This window comes from Microbacterium sp. SMR1, assembly GCF_003289625.1.
GTDB classification, from domain to species: Bacteria; Actinomycetota; Actinomycetes; order Actinomycetales; family Microbacteriaceae; genus Microbacterium; species Microbacterium plantarum.
Window position 1 is genome coordinate 882,271 of sequence record NZ_QMBN01000001.1, and the last position, 18,303, is coordinate 900,573.

18 protein-coding genes are annotated in these 18,303 nt (G+C 70.3%); 9 read left to right on the forward strand and 9 right to left on the reverse strand.

Annotated elements, in window-relative coordinates; all coding sequences use genetic code 11:
* Positions 1-3 precede the first annotated feature (3 nt).
* Complete coding sequence (locus tag DO944_RS04300; RefSeq protein WP_112614912.1) at positions 4-882, reverse strand: PHP domain-containing protein; 879 nt, start codon at positions 880-882, stop codon at positions 4-6.
* A gap of 58 nt (positions 883-940) precedes the next feature.
* On the opposite strand from DO944_RS04300, the gene DO944_RS04305 reads away from it, so the two are divergent.
* The 3 genes from DO944_RS04305 to DO944_RS04315 all read left to right on the forward strand — a co-directional run bounded on the left by DO944_RS04305 (position 941) and on the right by DO944_RS04315 (position 5,220).
* Positions 941-1,960, forward strand: a complete 1,020-nt coding sequence (locus tag DO944_RS04305) for an endonuclease/exonuclease/phosphatase family protein (RefSeq protein WP_112614914.1) — start codon at positions 941-943, stop codon at positions 1,958-1,960.
* Positions 1,961-1,999: 39 nt separating this feature from the next.
* Positions 2,000-3,436, forward strand: a complete 1,437-nt coding sequence (locus DO944_RS04310) for an aminopeptidase P family protein (protein ID WP_112614916.1) — start codon at positions 2,000-2,002, stop codon at positions 3,434-3,436.
* Between the two features lie 62 nt (positions 3,437-3,498).
* On the forward strand, positions 3,499-5,220 hold the full coding sequence (locus DO944_RS04315) for a gamma-glutamyltransferase family protein (RefSeq protein ID WP_112615173.1): 1,722 nt from the start codon (positions 3,499-3,501) through the stop codon (positions 5,218-5,220).
* A gap of 16 nt (positions 5,221-5,236) precedes the next feature.
* Here the strand turns inward: DO944_RS04315 and DO944_RS04320 are convergent, their stop codons facing one another.
* Positions 5,237-5,908, reverse strand: a complete 672-nt coding sequence (locus DO944_RS04320) for an alpha/beta family hydrolase (protein ID WP_112614918.1) — start codon at positions 5,906-5,908, stop codon at positions 5,237-5,239.
* Positions 5,905-6,636, reverse strand: coding sequence for a general stress protein (locus DO944_RS04325; RefSeq protein ID WP_181574134.1), 732 nt, complete (start codon positions 6,634-6,636; stop codon positions 5,905-5,907). Before DO944_RS04325 ends, DO944_RS04320 begins: the two co-directional genes overlap by 4 nt.
* 50 nt (positions 6,637-6,686) lie before the next feature.
* Here DO944_RS04325 and DO944_RS04330 point away from each other — a divergent pair, with 50 nt between their 5' ends.
* The 3 genes from DO944_RS04330 to DO944_RS04340 are packed head-to-tail and all read left to right on the forward strand — an operon-like array spanning position 6,687 to position 9,624.
* Positions 6,687-7,958, forward strand: a complete 1,272-nt coding sequence (locus DO944_RS04330; RefSeq protein WP_112614920.1) for a magnesium transporter MgtE N-terminal domain-containing protein — start codon at positions 6,687-6,689, stop codon at positions 7,956-7,958.
* A complete protein-coding gene (locus DO944_RS04335; RefSeq protein ID WP_112614922.1) occupies positions 7,958-8,491 on the forward strand; it encodes a DUF1003 domain-containing protein in 534 nt (177 codons plus the stop codon). Before DO944_RS04330 ends, DO944_RS04335 begins: the two co-directional genes overlap by 1 nt.
* Positions 8,488-9,624, forward strand: a complete 1,137-nt coding sequence (locus DO944_RS04340; protein WP_112614924.1) for an Mrp/NBP35 family ATP-binding protein — start codon at positions 8,488-8,490, stop codon at positions 9,622-9,624. The genes DO944_RS04335 and DO944_RS04340 overlap by 4 nt, the downstream gene beginning before the upstream one ends.
* Here DO944_RS04340 and DO944_RS04345 read toward each other — a convergent pair whose 3' ends face one another.
* Entirely contained in the window at positions 9,625-10,020 is a 396-nt protein-coding gene (locus DO944_RS04345; RefSeq protein ID WP_240309858.1) for a Sec-independent protein translocase TatB, read from the reverse strand.
* Positions 10,021-10,091: 71 nt separating this feature from the next.
* Between DO944_RS04345 and DO944_RS04350 the strand changes: the two genes are divergently transcribed.
* The gene (locus DO944_RS04350; RefSeq protein ID WP_112614926.1) at positions 10,092-10,727 is read left to right on the forward strand and encodes an O-methyltransferase; all 636 of its coding nucleotides are present in this window, start codon (positions 10,092-10,094) and stop codon (positions 10,725-10,727) included.
* A gap of 66 nt (positions 10,728-10,793) precedes the next feature.
* Here DO944_RS04350 and DO944_RS04355 read toward each other — a convergent pair whose 3' ends face one another.
* The 3 genes from DO944_RS04355 to dapE form a co-directional block, all read right to left on the reverse strand.
* Positions 10,794-10,967 (reverse strand): DUF3117 domain-containing protein, encoded by a 174-nt coding sequence (locus tag DO944_RS04355; protein ID WP_023950528.1) that lies wholly within the window; start codon positions 10,965-10,967, stop codon positions 10,794-10,796.
* Positions 10,968-11,040: 73 nt separating this feature from the next.
* On the reverse strand, positions 11,041-12,246 hold the full coding sequence (locus DO944_RS04360; protein ID WP_112614928.1) for a hypothetical protein: 1,206 nt from the start codon (positions 12,244-12,246) through the stop codon (positions 11,041-11,043).
* A 10-nt stretch (positions 12,247-12,256) separates the two neighbouring features.
* On the reverse strand, positions 12,257-13,333 hold the full coding sequence (gene dapE, locus DO944_RS04365) for a succinyl-diaminopimelate desuccinylase (protein ID WP_112614930.1): 1,077 nt from the start codon (positions 13,331-13,333) through the stop codon (positions 12,257-12,259).
* 43 nt (positions 13,334-13,376) lie between these two features.
* Between dapE and dapD the strand changes: the two genes are divergently transcribed.
* Positions 13,377-14,327: a 2,3,4,5-tetrahydropyridine-2,6-dicarboxylate N-succinyltransferase gene (dapD, locus tag DO944_RS04370; RefSeq protein WP_112614932.1), complete on the forward strand. Its 951-nt coding sequence runs from the start codon at positions 13,377-13,379 to the stop codon at positions 14,325-14,327.
* Positions 14,328-14,352: 25 nt separating this feature from the next.
* On the opposite strand, the gene DO944_RS04375 is transcribed toward dapD, so the two are convergent.
* The gene (locus DO944_RS04375; RefSeq protein WP_112614934.1) at positions 14,353-15,960 is read right to left on the reverse strand and encodes an L-lactate permease; all 1,608 of its coding nucleotides are present in this window, start codon (positions 15,958-15,960) and stop codon (positions 14,353-14,355) included.
* Between the two features lie 92 nt (positions 15,961-16,052).
* Between DO944_RS04375 and ppk2 the strand changes: the two genes are divergently transcribed.
* Positions 16,053-16,853 (forward strand): polyphosphate kinase 2, encoded by an 801-nt coding sequence (gene ppk2 / locus DO944_RS04380; RefSeq protein WP_220118260.1) that lies wholly within the window; start codon positions 16,053-16,055, stop codon positions 16,851-16,853.
* 127 nt (positions 16,854-16,980) lie between these two features.
* On the opposite strand, the gene DO944_RS04385 is transcribed toward ppk2, so the two are convergent.
* The gene (locus DO944_RS04385; RefSeq protein ID WP_094261455.1) at positions 16,981-18,273 is read right to left on the reverse strand and encodes a citrate synthase; all 1,293 of its coding nucleotides are present in this window, start codon (positions 18,271-18,273) and stop codon (positions 16,981-16,983) included.
* Positions 18,274-18,303 lie beyond the last annotated feature (30 nt).

An 18,303-nucleotide genomic window follows, 5' to 3' on the forward strand; every position in this document is an offset into this window, starting at 1 on the left:
CGACTACGCGTAGACGGGCGCCGTTCCGCTTGCCCGGGCGATGATGCGCGCGACCATGTCATCGTCGGTCGTGTTCTCACCGGGCTGATTCGGCTTGCCGAGACCGTGGTAGTCGCTCGATCCCGTCACGATGAGGTCGAGCTCTGCGGCGAGAGCACGCAGGACGCGCTTGCCGTCCGCTGTGTTCTCGCGGTGCCCGACCTCGAAGCCCGCGAGGCCGTGGGCCACGAGCTCGCGGAGCACCGCGGGCGGCATCATCCGCTCGCGTCCGCTCGGCGACGGATGCGCGAGGATCGGCACTCCCCCGGCGGCGACGACGAGCTCCACTGCGGTGACCGGGTCGGGAGCGTAGTGCGGCGTGAAATGCCCCTGACTGGGGTGCAGGATGCCGGCGAACGCCGCCGCGCGATCGACGGCGAGGCCGCGCGCGACGAGAGCGTCGGCGATGTGGGGCCGTCCCACCGTGGCGCCGGCACCGGTCTGCGCGAGCACGTCGTCCCACGTCAGGTCGTGCGAACGGGCGATGCTGCGGACGATCCGTTCGGCCCGGCCGATGCGGTCCTCGCGGATGCGCTCCATCTCTGCGCGCAACCGCGGATGGTCGGGATCGAAGAGGTACGCGAGCAGGTGCACGGTTCGCCACTCGTGGCGGGCGCTGAGTTCCATACCCGGGAGGAAGGTCATGTCGAGCGACGCCGTCGCCTCGGCCGCTTCGGCCCAGCCGGCCGTCGTGTCGTGGTCGGTGAGCGCCATCGTTCGCACACCCGCACGGTGGGCGGCTTGCACGACTCCGGCAGGAGGCTCCGTCCCGTCGGAGCGGACCGAGTGCAGGTGCAGATCGCTGGGGCCGTGGAAGCCGTGCGCGCGCTCTGCCGTACCCATCCTCCACAGCGTAGCCGTGCCCGGCGATCGTCCAGGCTCGCTCTCTTAGAGTCGAGGCGTGAAGCGCGTGTTCGGAGCCCTCGTGGTGGCCCTGTTCGCAGCGGGGGCCATCGTGGCCACCTGGCCGGAGCTTCTCCGCCTCGAACGCGAGTTCCCGTTCGCGCAGGCGGTCGCGCTGCGTCCGTTCCTGATCGGCGCCTTCGGTGCGATCGCCCTGATCTTCCTCGTCCTCTCGCTCGGCCGCCGCATCCGTGCCTTCTGCCTGTGGGTCGTGCTCGTCTCCGTGGTCGTCGCCATCGGCGGCGCGGGAATCCTGGCGGTGAGGGGGCTCGGCGCGGAGACGCTGCCGCCGAAGACGGAGGACAGCATCCGCGTCATGACCTGGAACACCGCCGGTCCCGCGACCGATGCGCAGACCATCGCCGAGACCGCCGTGGCGATGCAGGCCGACATCGTGGCGCTGCCCGAGACGACGATGGACACCGGACGCGCGGTCGCGGTGGCGATGCGCGAGCGCGGGCGCCCGATGTGGGCGCACGTCGACAGCTACGAGGGGCCGGACAGCTGGGACGCGAACTCGACGGCCCTGCTGATCTCACCCGAGCTCGGCGACTACGCGGTCATCGAGTCCGAGGCAGCCGGTACGTCCAACACCACCATCGTCCCGAGCGCCGTCGCCATGCCCGTCGACGGCGACGGCCCCGTGGTGGTGGCGGTGCACGCGGTCGCCCCGCGGCCGGAGGAGATGGCGAGCTGGCGCAGCGACCTCCAGTGGCTGGCCGACCAGTGCGCCACGGACGATGTCATCATGGCCGGCGACTTCAACGCGACGCTCGACCACATGGCGCGTCTCGGAGTCGACGACGCCGATCTGGGTCGATGCCACGACGCCGCCCGGTCCACCGGCAACGGCGGTATCGGGACCTGGCCGACCGACCTTCCGGCTCCGCTCGGAGCGCCGATCGACCACGTCATGGCAACCGCGTCCTGGAAGCCCGAAGGCTCGGTCGTCATCTCGTCGCTCGATCATTCCGGCAGCGACCATCGCCCGCTCGTCGTGCAGTACACGCGGCGCTGAACCGTCGCGGCGGCCGCCTCCGGGTGCGAGACTGGAGGCATGACCACGAGCGAGACCGAGCCGACCGCAACCGACACGACCGGAACCGCGACCGCCGAGACCCAAGCGCCCGCCGAGAACACCAACCGGCGTCAGCCGTTCCCGCAGGGCTTCCTCGACACGATCTCCGAGGGCTGGGGATCGCGGCCCGAGACGACGACGCCGCCCCGCGACGCGGCGCGCTTCGCCGCCGCTCGCCGCGAACGGCTCTCACGCGAGTTCCGCGGTCGGCGCCTCGTCATCCCCGCGGGCTCTCTCAAGCAGCGCTCGAACGATACCGACTACCCCTTCCGCGCACACTCCGCGTTCTCGCATCTGACGGGCTGGGGCAGCGACGCCGTACCCGACTCGGTGCTCGTCTTCGAGCCCACCGCCGAGGGACACGATGTCACCCTGTACCTCCGCGACCGAGCCGATCGCACCACGGCCGAGTTCTACGCCGACGCCTCGGTCGGCGAGTTCTGGATCGGACCGCGCCCGGCGCTCGCCGACGTCGCCGCCGATCTCGGTGTTGCGACCGCGCATCTCGCGGATGTCGAGCTACGCGCCGATGACCTGGTCCTCGAAGCAGATCCCGACCTGACGCGGGCCGTGTCCGAGCTGCGGCTGACGAAGGACGAGTACGAGATCGAGCAGATGCGTCTCGCTGTCGCGGCGACCGCACGTGGTTTCGACGACATCGTGGCCGACCTCCCCCGCATCATCGCCACCCCCCGGGGCGAGCGAGTCGTCGAGGGCGTGTTCCACCTGCGCGCGCGCACGGACGGCAACGGCGAGGGCTACGACACGATCGCCGCCTCCGGACCTCACGCCTGCTACCTGCACTGGACGCGCAACGACGGGCCCGTGGTGCCCGGCGACCTCATCCTCGTCGATGCCGGCGTCGAGGTCGACAGCCTCTATACCGCCGACATCACGCGCACGCTGCCCGTGTCGGGACGCTTCACCGAGATCCAGCGCCGCATCTACGAGACCGTTCGCGAGGCGGCCGACACCGCGTTCGCCGCTGCCCGGCCCGGTGTGACGTTCCGCTCGGTCCACGAGGCCGCCATGACGGTCATCGCTGCCCGCGTCGCGGAGTGGGGTCTGCTCCCCGTCACGGCGGACGAGGCGCTCGACGCCGATCGGGGCGGCCAGCACCGGCGCTATATGGTCCACGGCACGAGCCACCACCTCGGGATCGACGTGCACGACTGCGCGCAGGCGCGCCGCGAGATGTACTACGACGGCATCCTCGAGCCCGGCATGGTGTTCACGATCGAGCCCGGTCTGTACTTCCAGATCGACGATCTCACCGTGCCCGAGGAGTACCGCGGTATCGGGGTCCGGATCGAGGACGACATCCTCATGACCGAGAGCGGACCCGTCAACCTCTCTGCGGACATCCCGCGCACAGCTGACGAGCTCGAAGCCTGGATCGCACGCGCGACCTCGTGACCGATCGGTTCTCGCCGCCGCCCGCTCAGACGACGCGCCCGCTGCTGACGGGCACATTCGGGATGGCGGCGGCGACCCACTGGCTCGCCACGGCCACGGCCCAGGCTGTGCTCGAACGCGGGGGCAACGCCTTCGACGCCGCCGCGGCGGGCGGCTTCGTCCTGCAGGTCGTCGAGCCTCACCTCAACGGGCCCGGGGGCGATCTCGTCGGCCTCTTCCACGCGGCCGACGATGCGCGGCCCCGCGTGCTCATGGGCCAGGGGCCGGCGCCTCGCGGTGCGACGATCGAGCACTATCGCGCGGAGGGGCTCGAGACCGTGCCGGGCGCCGGCGCCCTCGCGGCCGCGGTGCCGGGAGCAGTCGACGCCTGGCTCGTCCTGCTGCGCGACTACGGCACGTGGGAGCTCGCCGACGTCCTCGCTTTCGCGATCGGCTACGCCCGCGACGGGCACCCTCTGCTCGCGTCCGCGTCAGCGGCCATCGCGCGCGTCGCGCAGCTCTTCCGCGACGAATGGCCGTCCTCGGCCGATCTGTGGCTGCCCGGAGGCACCGTGCCGCGGGCCGGCGATGTGTTCCGGAACCCCGCGCTCGCCGCGGTGTTCGAGGGTCTCGTGGCGGCGGGACGAGACGCCGCAGACCGGGCCGCGCGCATCGAGGCTGCTCGCACCGAGTGGCGGACGGGCACGGTCGCGCACGCGACGGCCGCGTTCGCGGCCCGACCCCATCGACACTCGACCGGAGGCCACCACGCCGGGGTGATCACGGAGGCCGATTTCGCCGACTTCTCCGCGGGGTACGAGGAGCCTCTCACGACGACCTTCCGCGGACGGACCGTGGTCAAGGCCGGCGCGTGGACGCAGGGTCCCGCACTGCTCGAGGCGCTCGCCCTGCTCGATCCGCTGCCCGATGAGCGCCTCGACCCCGCGACTGCGGAGGGCGCGCACACGATCGTCGAGGCCTTCAAGCTGGCCCTCGCGGACCGCGACGCGCACTTCGGCCACGACAGCGTGGTCAGCGAGCTCCTCGACCCCGCCTTCCTCGCCGCGCGTCGTGCGCAGCTGCTCCCGGATGCCTCGCACGAATGGCGCCCGGGTACCGTGGCGGGGCGCGCACCGCATCGTCCCCCGCTCGTGCGTCCCGACGGGACGAGCGTCGCCGGCACGGGCGAACCGACGGTCGGGCGAGCGGGCGAGACGCGCGGCGACACCTGTCACATCGACGTCGTCGACGAGTGGGGCAACATCATCTCGGTGACGCCGTCCGGCGGCTGGCTGCAGTCGTCCCCCGCGATCCCGGAACTCGGTTTCGCGCTGGGCACCCGCCTGCAGATGACCTGGCTCGACGAGACGTCGCCCGCCGCACTCCGCCCGGGCGCCCGCCCGCGCACGACCCTCTCCCCGACCCTCGTCATGACCGGCGACCGGGCCGACATCGCGATGGGGACGCCCGGAGGCGACCAGCAGGACCAGTGGCAGCTGCCGATGCTGCTGCGCATGCTGGTCGGGGGCTGGGACGCGCAATCGGCGATCGATGCGCCGACGCTTCACACGACCGCGATGATCGACTCGTTCTGGCCGCGCACCTGGACACCCGCAGGAGTGGTGATGGAAGACCGGCTCGGCGACGAGGTCGCCTCGGGCCTGCGCGCGCGGGGGCACGACGTCACCGTGGTCGGGCCGTGGAGCCTCGGACGTCTCTCGGCCGTCGGCATCGACCGCTCGCGGGGACTGCTCTGGGCGGCGTCGAACCCGCGCGGGATGCAAGGCTACGCGGCCGGTCGCTGAAGCGGAGCGCCCGCCCTCATTGCGACAACCGGCGGTGGCACCACGGCGCGACCAGCTCGGCCACGGCGCCGCCGACCTCTTCGGCATCCCGTTTGCGTCCCGCGACCTCGAAGGAGTGGCGGCCGCCCTCGACCCAGAGCAACTCCGCGTCGGCGCATCCGGCGACGACGCTCTCGAGGTCGGTCACCGGGTCGACGAACGGATCGCGGGTCCCGGACACGAACAGCTGAGGCGACGTGACCTCCGGCAGATGAGCCGCACGCGGGCGATCGGGCCGACCGGGCGCATGCAGCGGGTACCCGAGGTAGACGAGCAGTTCCGGGTCGATCGCTCCGGAAGCGGCCGCCATCGATGCCATCCGGCCGCCGTACGACTTCCCCGCCGCGACGATGGGCACCCCGGCATGCGCGTCGGCGATGGCGCGGAAGACCGCCGCCCACGACGCGATGGCGTCACCGGCGGCGCCGGGCAGTCGGCGGCCCGCCACCACATAGGGGAACGGAAAGCGCACGACATCGATCCCGGCCGCCGCGCCGGCATGCGCGAAACCGCCGAGGAACGGATGCTCGGGTCCGGCGCCCGCGCCATGAGCGAGGATCATCACGACGTCCGCACGCTCAGCGCGGTCGTACGTCAGCGGCAGGTCGACGGTCCCGGCCGCGATGTCGACCGGCACCGCGTCGATCATCGCTGCGGATCCGTCGCCGGGGGCTCGAGCGTACCCGGAGTCTGCGGGCCGGGAGCCTCGCCGCCGGGCACCGGGCCCACGGCCGGCGGCAGCGGGGCGTCGGCGGGGCCGGGGTCGGGCGATCCCGACGGCGGCGCGACCGGGTTGCCCGCGGGTGCCGCCGGACCGGGGGCGGGCCGATCGCCCGACGGAGCGGGCACGGGGTCGATGCGCTCGCCGTACCGGGGCGGCCCGTCCGGCACCGGCGTGGCCGGCGCCGCGGGCCGGGCCGGCGCGACGTTCAGCGCGCCACGGGCGCGATGGATGCTGCTCGCCTGCACGGTCACCTCGTAGTGGTCGGCGACGACCTGCGTCACCGATGCGAAGTCACGACGACGGCGCACGAGAGCGAACATGACGAGGCTCATCATCATGCCGATCGCGACGCCGACCAGCATCACACCGAGGAAGAGCTGAATGGCGGCGTCAGGAGTGCCGAAGACGAAGATCAGCGAGAAGATCAGCCCCAGGAGGATGCCGTTGATCGCCCCCGTCCGCGCCGCCGTCGCATATCCGAGCCGGCCGGTGACCGTCTCGACCGACCGCAGTCCGTAGCCGACGATGGCGATCTCACGGGCCGGGATGTCGGCCGAGATGAGAGTCGACACCGCCTTCTGCGCGGCCTCGTACGTTGCGTACTCGGCGACCTTCTCACCCGTGACCGCGGGCGTCCCGCCCATCATGCTCATTCCGTCATTGTGTCACGGCCACCTTCGCGGTCGCCGACTACGCTGGAGCGGTGAGTACGCAGAGGGTTTTCGTCGCGCGCCTGGTCGGGTGCGTCGTGTTCGATCCCGCAGGCGACCGTCTCGGCAAGGTCCGCGACGTGGTCGTGATCTTCCGTAAATCGGACCCTCCGCGAGTCATCGGCCTCGTCGTCGAGATCCCGGGCAGACGCAACGTCTTCCTCTCCATCGGCCGTGTCACCTCGATCGCGACCGGCCAGGTGATCACCACCGGTCTCATCAACGTGCGGCGCTTCCAGCAACGCGGCGGTGAGGTGCGGGTCATGGCCGAGCTCCTGGGTCGGAAGGTCTACCTGCGCGACGGGTCGGGCGGCGCGGTGATCGAGGATGTCGCGATCGAGCGCAACCGGCTCGGCGAATGGGACATCGGCCAGCTCTTCCTCCGCCGTCCCAAGACGAGTGCGTCGCCGTTCGCCAAGGGGCCGACGACCTTCGCGGCCTGGAAAGACGTGCGCGAGGACCAGTCCTCGGGCGCCGCCCAGTCCGCCGAGCAGCTGGTCGCGACCTATTCGGAGCTCAAGCCCGCAGACCTCGCCAACACGCTGCTCGACCTTCCGGAGGAGCGCCTGCTTGAAGTGGCCGAGGAACTCCCCGACGAGCGCCTCGCCGACGCGCTCGAGGAGATGCCCGAGGATGAGCAGGTCCACATCCTCGAGCGGCTCGGCGACGAGCGCGCCGCCGACATCCTCGACGCCATGGAGCCCGACGACGCGGCGGACCTGCTCGGTCAGCTCCCCGAAGGCCGCATCGAGCAGCTGCTCGACCTCATGGAGCCGGAGGAGGCCGAGGACGTCCGCGCCCTCCTCGAGTACGGTCCCGACACCGCGGGCGGCCTCATGACGAGCGACCCGATCGTGCTGTCGGCGGAGGCGACGGTGGCTGAGGCGCTCGCGCTCATCCGCCGACACGAGCTGCATCCGGCCCTCGCCGCATCCGTCTTCGTGACGCTCCCCCCGTACGAGACGCCGACGGGGCGACTTCTGGGCACCGTGCACTTCCAGCGGATGCTGCGCTACCCGCCTCACGAGCGACTCGGCGCGATCATCGACGACACCGTCGACCCGGTCGCGGCGTCATCGTCCGCGGCCGAGGTCGCACGCATGCTGGCCAGCTACAACCTGGTCTCGGTTCCCGTCGTCGACCAGGCCCGCCGGCTCGTCGGCGTCGTGAGCGTCGACGATGTGCTCGATCATCTGCTTCCGGACGACTGGCGGTCGCAAGACGTCGAGCCCCAGGATGCCGCTGCGATGCGGGGGCGCCGCTGATGGCCCGCTCGTCGAAGACCCCCTCGCTCGAGGCGCCCCGTGGACGGCGCAGCGGTGTCAGCGGTGTGCTCGGTCAGCGGACGTCGCAGCCGTCCCGCGACCGGTTCGGTCGGTTCACCGAGTGGATCGCCCGGGCGATGGGCACGCCCGGCTTCCTCGTCGCGCTCTCGCTGTTCTGTGCGGCGTGGCTCGCCTGGAACACGCTCATGCCCGTCGAGCTCCGGTTCGACTCCGCGGCCAACGGCTTCACGGCGTTGACGCTCATGCTCTCGCTGCAGGCGTCGTACGCCGCGCCCCTGATCCTGCTGGCGCAGAACCGGCAGGACGACCGCGACCGCGTGCAGATCGAGCAGGACCGTCAGCGTGCCGAGCGGAACCTGGCCGACACGGAGTACCTGGCACGCGAGGTCGTCGCCCTGCGCATGGCGATCTCCGACCTGACCGACGGACTCGTCACCAAAGAGACGCTGCGCGCCGAGCTGCGTACCGCGCTCGACCGCCTCGACTCCGACGAGCGCCCGGACACGCGATGAGCACGGACGCCGTCCGCGCGGCCGTCGCGGCGGTGCGCGATCCCGAGTTGCGCAAGCCCCTGGGCGAGCTCGACATGGTGCGCGACATCGCCGTGGATGGCGCCCACGCTCGTGTCGGCATCGCGCTGACCATCGTCGGCTGCCCTGCAGCCGATCGGATCGAGCGCGACGTCCGGGATGCCGCGCTGTCCGCCCCGGGCATCGAGACGGTCTCGGTCGAGGTCGGGGTGATGACCCCGGCGGAGCGCGCCGCACTCACCGAGCGGCTGCGCGGTGGGAAGGCCGCACGCGAGAACCCGTTCGGTCCGGACTCGCTCACACGCGTCATCGCGATCACGAGCGGCAAGGGGGGCGTCGGCAAGTCGACCCTCACCGCGAACCTCGCTGTCGCCCTCGCGCAGCGCGGCCTCGCCGTCGGGCTGATCGACGCCGATGTGCACGGTTTCTCGATTCCCGCGCTGCTCGGTCTCGTCGATGCCGACGGCCTGCCACCGCAGCCGACGCGTATCGACGGGCTCATGATCCCGCCCATCGCGCACGAGGTGCGGACGATCTCGATCGGCATGTTCCTGCCGCGCGATCAGAGGAGCCCCGGCGCAGTCGCCTGGCGTGGGCCGATGCTGCATCGCACGGTCTCGCAGTTCCTGACCGACGTGTTCTTCGGCGACATCGACGTCCTCCTGATCGACATGCCCCCCGGCACCGGCGACGTGGCCATCAGCGTGGGTCAGCTGCTCCCGCACGCCGACGTCGTGGTCGTCACGACTCCGCAGACGGCCGCCGCCGACATCGCGGTGCGCAGCGGCCTCGTCGCCCGGCAGACCGGCCAGCGCGTGATCGGGGTCATCGAGAACATGTCGGCGATGACGCTTCCCGACGGGACATCGCTCGACCTCTTCGGCAGCGGCGGCGGGATGCGGGTCGCCGAGGCCCTGTCGACCGACCAGCCGGTGCCGATGCTCGGCTCCGTGCCACTCAGCCCGGCTCTGCGCAGCGACGCCGACAGCGGAGTCCCGGTCGTCGTCGCGCATCCCGACGACGACGCCGCCGAGGCGATCGCGCGCATCGCCGACACCATCGCAGGCACCGGACGCGATCTCCGCGGCCGCCCGCTGCCTCTGCGTGTGGGCTGATCAGGTCGCTTCGTCGTCGAACGGAACGTCGGCACCGCGCTCGAATCGCTTCGCCGCCTCGCCCGCAGCATCCATCCCGACGGCGGTCGCCGTGCTGATCGCCGCACCCGCGGCGGCCGCGCGCACCGTCGGTACGGGGGCGTCCTCGAGGAGAGCGTCGCGGATGATGCGACGCGGGTCGTACTGCCGAGGGTCGAGCTTGCGCCATTCGACGTCGGAGAAGTCCTCTCCCATCTCGTCCTTGACGCGGTCCTTCGCGCCGTTGACCCAATCACGTGCCCGGACCGTGAAACGCGCGAGCATCTCGGCGAGCTGCGGAAGGCGCTCGGGTCCGAGGAGCAGGACAGCGGCGACCCCGATGAGGATGAGCTTGTCCCCGTCTAGGCCGAAGAACATGACCCCAGATTACCCGTGCGCCTCAGCGGCCGGAGCCACCCGCGCGCCTACGCTGGAACAAGGAGGAATGCATGGGTGATCAGGAAGCGATCCGCAGGTTCGCGATGGAGGCGACGGTGGAACCGGAGCACATCTCTCGCGCGCGTGCACACGCCCTCGAGATCGGAGCCGCGCCGATCAGTGCGCCGGTGGGTGCGCAATGCGCTGTGCTCGCCGCCGCGACGGGCGCACTCAACATCGTCGAGATCGGTACCGGCGGCGGCGTCTCCGCGCTCTGGCTGCTCCATGGGGCGCCACGCGCCACGCTGACCACGATCGACATCGAGCCCGAGCATCTGGCCGTCGCCCGGCAGTCCTTCACCGAAGCGAGGATCCCTCCCGCTCGTGCCCGCTTCATCACCGGCCGCGCGGCTGATGTGCTCCCCCGCATGAACGAGGCCTCGTACGACATCGTGCTGGTGGACGCCGACCCCGACGGTGTCATCGAGTACGTCGAGCACGGGCTTCGGCTCGTACGCCCGGGCGGGATGGTCCTCGTGCCCCGTGTGCTGGCAGGTGGGGCCGTCGCCGACCCCGTCCGCCGCGACGACATCACCCGCGCCTACCGCTCGCTCATCCACGAGACGCAGTCGTCGCCGGCGGTGCTCGGCGCGCTGTCGATCGTCGGAGAGGGACTGTTGCAACTCACGACGGCAGCCACCGCCTGACGGCGGCTCAGCTGCAGAGACGAAACGGCCGGCCCCAGAGGGACCGGCCGTTTCCGTGCAGCATCGTCAGGCTGCGCCGACGACTCCGCTCAGCACGCTGTGGAGTTCCTTGGCCTCTTCATCATTGACCGAGACGACCAGACGCCCTCCGCCTTCGAGGGGGACACGCACGATGATCAGGCGCCCCTCCTTCACGGCCTCCATCGGTCCGTCTCCGGTTCGCGGCTTCATGGCTGCCATCGCGGCTCCCTTTCGTCATGAGGACTACCTGAAGAGTTTATCGTGCAGCGCAGGCACAGCGCGGACACGTCCCTCAGGGAATCTGAGCGAAGGAGCTTCCGAGCGCATACATCGTGTGGATCCACCACCACTGCGCGGCTATACCGAGCACCAGCACGCTGATGCGCCACCAGAGCGCGCGGGGCAGCGCGACGGCGCCCCAGAGCGGTGACAGCGGGACGAGCAGTCGGAACGTGCTCGACTGGGGGAAGAAGACCGCCAGCAGGTAGAGGACGTACGCGGCCGACCACAGACGTATCGGAACACCGAGGCGACGCACGCGGCGATCAGCGACGAGCAGGAGCGTGGCGAGAACCACGATCGCCGCAAGCCCCGCGAGACACACCCACGCCGGAATTCCCCAGATTCCAGACCACAGCACGGCGGCCTGCATTGTGCCGTCGAAGGGCACGAACCCCCCGTGATCCCCGATCCAGGATCGTCGCCACGCGAGTTCCGTCTGCAGGTAGGCCCCGGGATCACCCGTCACGATGCCGGTGATGACGGGCCAAGCGAATCCGCAGGCGGCCGCGAGCAGCCCGCTCGCGACGACGTGGGCGATCTCCCGCGGTTGCAGGTCGTCGTGCTGACGCCGCAACCACCGCCAGATCCCGTACAGCGCGAGCATCAGCGAGAAGGCGAGGACACCGGGCCGCGTGAAAGCCATGAGCGGGATCCACAGGTACAGCCACCACCACCGGCGGCGCTCCACGGCGAGGAGCGCGAGGAGCAGCCAGAGCTGGAAAAGCGATTCTGCGTAGCCGAGCTGGAACAGGGCGGCCATCGGGCCCGCGAAGCTGAAGAAGGCGACCGCCCACATCGCTGCCGCGCGGCCGATGCGGCGGCCCAGCAGAGCGAAGAGGACGAGACACGCGAGATAGCCGGCCGTTGCCGACACCAGGGGCGCAGCGACCGGGAATCCGCCGACGACCCACCCCACGGCGCCGGTGATGACGGGGTAGACCGGCATGAACGCCCACGCGTTCTGGGCGACGTGGCCCGCCGCGTCGAGCGGCAGCTCGGCGGGATATCCGCTGAACGCGATGAGCCAGTACCACTGCGCGTCCCACCCCATCGTCAGAGTGCCCAGAGTCGCGTCGGCGCCGAAGCGGGACCGGGGTCCGCTCAGCTCGGCCGCTCCGAGCAGGAAGCCCGTCGTGACAGCGCGCGAGAGCAGGTACATCAGCGCGATCGCAACCGCGGGCGGCAGCGCGATCGCGGCGCGACGCAGCGACCTCATGCGCGCCGGGTCACCGGTTCGAGAGCCAGGTGCGCAGGCCGCGCTCGACGGCGTCGATCTGCTCGACCGGCACTCGCTCCTGGTCGTGGTGCGCGAGCGAGGGGTCGCCCGGGCCGTAGTTGACGGCGGGCACTCCCAACGCCGAGAACCGGGCGACATCCGTCCAGCCGTACTTGGGGCGAGGCTCGGCTCCCACCGCGGCGACGAACTCCTGGGCGAGCGGCGCATCCAGGCCCGGTCGTGCACCTCCGGCGAGGTCGACCACCTCCACCTCGAAGCCGTCGAAGAACTCGCGGACGATCGCGACGGCCTCTTCGGGCGAACGGCTCGGCGCGAAGCGGTAGTTGACCTCGACCTCGCAGAGGTCGGGGATGACGTTCCCGGCGATCCCGCCCGAGATACGGACGGCGTTGAGCCCCTCGCGATAGACGAGTCCTTCCACCTCGACGTCGGCGGGCGTGTGCTCCGACAGTCGCTGGAGGATCGGGGCCGCGTGGTGGATGGCGTTGTCGCCGATCCACGCGCGGGCGCTGTGGGAACGCACCCCGTGCGTCCGCACGATCGCGCGCAGATTGCCGTTGCAGCCGCCCTCGACCTGACCGTTGGAGGGCTCGCCGAGGATCGCGAAGTCGCCCGCGAACAGGTCGGGACGGTTCGCCGCGAGCCGCGTCAGACCGTTGAGCTCGGCGGCGACCTCCTCGTGGTCGTACCACATCCACGTGATGTCGACGCGTGGGTCGACGAGCTCCGCCGCGAGCTTCAGCTGCACCGCGACGCCCGCCTTCATGTCGACGGTCCCTCTCCCCCACAGGAACTCCTGGCCGTCCTCGACCATCTCTCGAACGGGCAGGTTCGCGTTGATGGGAACGGTGTCGATGTGACCGGCGATGACGACGCGCTGCGCGCGACCGAGCTGCGTGCGCGCGACGATCGTGTCGCCGTCGCGGATGACCTCGAGGTGCGCCAACGGCGATACGGCGGCGAAGATGGCGTCGGCGAGGGCCGTCTCGTCGTCCGACACGCTGGGGATGTCGCACACCGCCCGAGTCAGATCGGCGCTGGACACGGTCAGATCGAGCTCGGGCATGCGGCGATTCTATCGGCGGCGACCGCACCGATAACCTGGAGCCATGAGCGAACGGTGGGCATGGGGCGTGGGACTCGCGACCTCGAGCAGCGATGGCACGACACTCGACACCTGGTTCCCGGAGCCCGCGCTCGGGACACCGGCGGCCGCCGAGTCCGCCGCCGCGATGGTGACCTGGGCGCCGCTCGCAGCGGACGACGAGCGCCGGGGCGTGACGGTCGAGGCCGTCACCATCTCGATCGACCTCGATGCCGCGCCGGCGTCGACCCCGGATGCGTACCTCCGCCTGCACGTGCTCTCACACCGCCTCGCCGCACCGAACACCGTCAATCTCGACGGGATCTTCGGGCACCTCCCGATCGTCGCCTGGACGACCGCGGGCCCGATGCACCCGGATGACGCGACGCGCCGTCGGCCGTTGCTCCAGCGCGACGGCATCCAGGTGCACAGCCTCGACAAGTTCCCCCGTCTGCTCGACTACGTCACTCCCCCCGGAGTGCGCATCGCCGACGCCTCCCGCGTCCGCCTGGGCGCGCACCTCGCACCGGGCACCACCGTGATGCACGAGGGCTTCGTGAACTTCAACGCCGGCACGCTCGGCGCCTCCATGGTGGAGGGTCGCATCTCGCAGGGCGTCGTGGTCGGTGACGGGAGCGACATCGGGGGCGGCGCCTCGATCATGGGCACGCTGTCCGGCGGCGGCAGCCACCGGGTGTCGATCGGCCGTCGCACGCTGCTCGGCGCCAACGCCGGCATCGGCATCTCGCTCGGCAACGACTGCGTGGTCGAGGCCGGGCTCTACGTCACGGCAGGGTCGAAGATCGTCCTCGCCGACGAGCCCGCCACGGCCTCGGGTGCGCGTCCGAGCGTCAAGGGCGCAGAGCTGTCCGGGCGCGACGGCATCCTGTTCCGCCGGAATTCGCTGACCGGCGCGATCGAGGCTGTTCGCCGCGCGGGGGTCGGAGTCACGCTCAACGAGGCTCTGCACGCCTGATCGCGTCGCGTGATCCGGGCGGCGCTCAGAGCAGGAGCGCCGAGAGCAGACCGCCCCACAGGCACACCACGGCGAGCATGCCGAGGCTGTACCAGAGCGACGCCCGGAGGATCTCCGACTCGCGTCCGGCGAGTCCGACCGCGCCGGCCGCGATCGCGATCGACTGAGGCGAGATGACCTTGGCGGCTGTGCCGCCTGCCGTGTTCGCAGCGACGAGCAACCCGGGGTCGACGGAGATCTGCTCGGCGGTGGCGACCTGGAGGGGCGCGAACAGCGTGTTGTTGTTGACGACCGACCCCGTCAGGAAGACGCCGATCCAGCCGATGATCGGTGCGAGCAACGGGAAGAGCGGCCCGACCGCCGCCAGAGCCGTGCCCATCGAGGCCGAGCCGCCCGAGTAGTTCGCGACGTTGGCCAGGACGAGAATGATCGCGATGAGCAGCAACGCGCGCCAGAGGCCGCGCACCGTCTCCACCAGTGTCCACACCAGGTCGGCCGCGCGCAGGCGCGGCGTCGTCCAGAACGACACGATCACCGCCAGCAGGATCGCCGTGCCCGTCGCGTTGATGGGAGTGAAGCCCCACGTCGCCGTGACGACATCACCGCCGGGGGTCTGCACGCTGCCGGTGAGCCCGGGCATCGGAACCGCGAACACCAGCGCGGCCAAGGGCCCGCCCGCGGCGAACAGATTCTTGAACACCGGCAGGCTCCAGACCAGGATGACCGCCGTGAGGATGTAGAACGGGCTCCATGCCGCGATCACCTCACGTACATTGGCGCTGTGCGGCTCCGGCTCGGGCGCGCCGACTTCACGATGGACCCGCCGAGGCTGCCAGACCCGGCCGAGGAGGAAGAGCGCGACCATCGCAGCCAGGCCTGCACCGAGGTCGGCGAGCTCGGGGCCGAGGAACCACAGCACGCCCGCCTGCACGCCGCTGAAGACGATGGTGACCAGCAGCGTGGCCGGCCACGTCTCACGCAGCCCGCGGAAACCGTCCAGGATGACCACGAGCAAGAACGGGATGAGCAGCGTCAGGGGCTGCAGCACCAGCACCATTGCACGCGACAGCTCCTGCACCTCGAGGCCGCTGACCTGCGCACCCACGATCACGGGGATGCCGATGGCGCCGTATGCCCCCGCCGCCGCGTTGGCGACGAGCGAGATCATGGCCGCCCGCAGCGGGCGGAACCCGAGCTGCACCAGGAGCGCGGCGCAGATGGCGATGGGCACGCCGAACCCGGCGGCGCCCTCCAGAAAGGCGCCGAAGGAGAAGCTGATGAGGAGCACCTGGATCCGCTGATCTTTCGAGATGCCCCCGATCGATGAACGAATGACGTCGAAGCGACCGCTCGCGACAGCGAGCTTGTAGAGCCACACCGCCATCACGATGATGTAGGCGATCGGCCAGACCGCCGTGAGCAGGCCCAGCAGGCCCGCACCCCCGACTGCCGTGAGCGGCATCCCGAATCCGAGTGCGGCCACCAGCAGCTGCGCGACGAGCGCGATGAGACCGGCGAGGATGCCGCTGAGGCGAAGCCCGACGAGCGCGACGAGGAAGACGATGATCGGAATGGCGGCGACGAGGGCCGACAGCGCCAGCGAGCCGAGCGGATCGGTCGTCTGCATCCACATGCTTCGCTCCCCTGCTCGTGCGTGCGGCCCACCCTAGACCGGGCCGCACACCCGCGCGAGGGGGGCGTATGCTCGCGTCAGGAGGTGGCTCGATGGCCGATCGCTTGCCGAAGAAGGTGTACGAAGCCGAGTTGCGGCGGCTGCAGGCGCAGCTCGTCGACATGCAGGCCTGGGTGCAGGCCACCGGCGCCCGCATCGTGGTGATCTTCGAGGGGCGCGACGCCGCGGGCAAGGGATCCACCATCAAGCGCGTCGCCGAGTATCTCAATCCTCGGGTCGCGCGCATCGTCGCGCTTCCCGCGCCGACCGAGCGCGAACGCTCGCAGTGGTACTTCCGGCGATACGTCGCGCATCTGCCGGCCGCCGGCGAGATCGTCCTCATGGACCGGTCCTGGTACAACCGCGCCGGCGTCGAGCGGGTCATGGGCTACTGCACCAACGAGGAGTACCACCGGTTCCTGCACCAGGCGCCGATCTTCGAGCGGATGCTCGTCGAGGACGGCATCCTGCTGCTGAAGTACTGGTTCAGTGTCTCGGATGTCGAGCAGGAGAAGAGGTTCCGGTCGCGCAACGAGGATCCGATGCGGCGGTGGAAGCTCTCCCCCAACGACGTGCTCTCGATCACCAAGTGGGAGGACTACTCGCGCGCGAAGGACACGATGTTCGTGCACACCGACATCCCGGAGGCACGCTGGCACGAGGTCGACAACGAGGACAAGCGCCGAGGCCGGATCAACATGATCCACCATCTGCTCGGACAGATCCCCTACGAAGTGGTCGAGCGGCCCGAGATCGAGATCCCACCGCGCCCGCCATCCGGTGGTTACGACCGCCCGCCGCAGCAGCTCGACGGATACGTCCCCGACTACGCGGCGACACTGATCGACAAGTGACACACGGGGTGCCCCGGTCCAGCGGCACCCCGCGGACGTCGAGGTAATGTGGCGCGATCCGCGACCGCATGGCAGAGGCCGGCACATCGCTGTGATGTGCCGGCCTCTCGTGATCGTCGAGCCCTGTTCAGGAGGTGGGGTAGTCCCGCTCCGCCGAGCCGATGTACAGCTGCTGCGGACGCCCGATCTTCGTCTGCGGGTCGTTCTGCATCTCGCGCCAGTGCGCGAGCCAGCCGGGCAGCCGACCGATCGCGAACAGCGGCGTGAACATGCGCGTGGGGAAGCCCATCGCCTTGTAGATGACGCCCGTGTAGAAGTCGACGTTCGGGTACAGGCGACGCTCGCGGAAGTAGTCGTCACTCAGGGCGATCTCCTCGAGCTCCTTCGCAAGATCCAGCAACGGGTCGACGACGCCGAGCTCGTTGAGGACCTCGTCCGCGGACTCCTTGACGAGCTTCGCGCGCGGGTCGTAGTTCTTGTAGACCCGGTGCCCGAAGCCCATGAGCTTCACGCCGTCTTCCTTGTTCTTCACGCGGGCGACGAAGCGCTCGACGCTCTCGCCGGAGTCCCGGATGCGGGCCAGCATGTCGAGGACGGCCTCGTTCGCGCCGCCGTGCAACGGTCCGTAGAGCGCGTTGATACCGGCCGAGATCGAGGAGAACTGATTCGCACCGGTCGACCCGACCAGGCGCACGGTCGAGGTCGAGGCATTCTGCTCGTGGTCCTCGTGCAGGATGAGCAGACGCTCGAGCGCGCGCGAGACGACCGGGTTGACCTCGTAGTTCTCGGCGAGGACGCCGAAGTTCAGGCGCAGGAAGTTGTCGACGAAGCTCAGCGAGTTGTCGGGGTAGAGGAAGGCCTGCCCGACGCTCTTCTTGTGCGCGTACGCGGCGATCACGGGCAGCTTCGCGAGGAGCCGGATCGTGTTGAGCTCGACGTGCTCGGGGTTGTTCGGGTCGGACTGGTCCTCGTAATACGTCGACAGGGCCGCTGTGGCGGCGGACAGCACCGACATCGGGTGCGCGGTGTGCGGCAGGGACGAGAAGAAGCGCTTGAGGTCTTCGTGCAGCAGTGTGTGACGACGGATGCGGTCGTCGAAGTCCGCCAGCTCGTCAGCCGTGGGCAGGTCGCCGTAGAGCAGGAGCCAGGCCACTTCGAGGTACGTCGAGTGCTTGGCGATCTGCTCGATCGGGTAGCCGCGGTAACGCAGGATGCCCTGGTCACCGTCGATGTAGGTGATGGCGGACCGCGTGGCCGCGGTGTTGACGAAGCCGTAGTCGAGGCTCGTGTGGCCCGTCTGCTTGGTGAACGTCGAGAAATCGACGCTCGGAACTCCGTCGGTTCCGTGCAGCACCGGCAATTCGGCGGTGCGGTCACCGATGGTGACGGTGGCCTTCTGCGGGGTGCCCGTGTCGTTCACGAAGCCTCCTTGCGATCGTCCGGTGCGGTC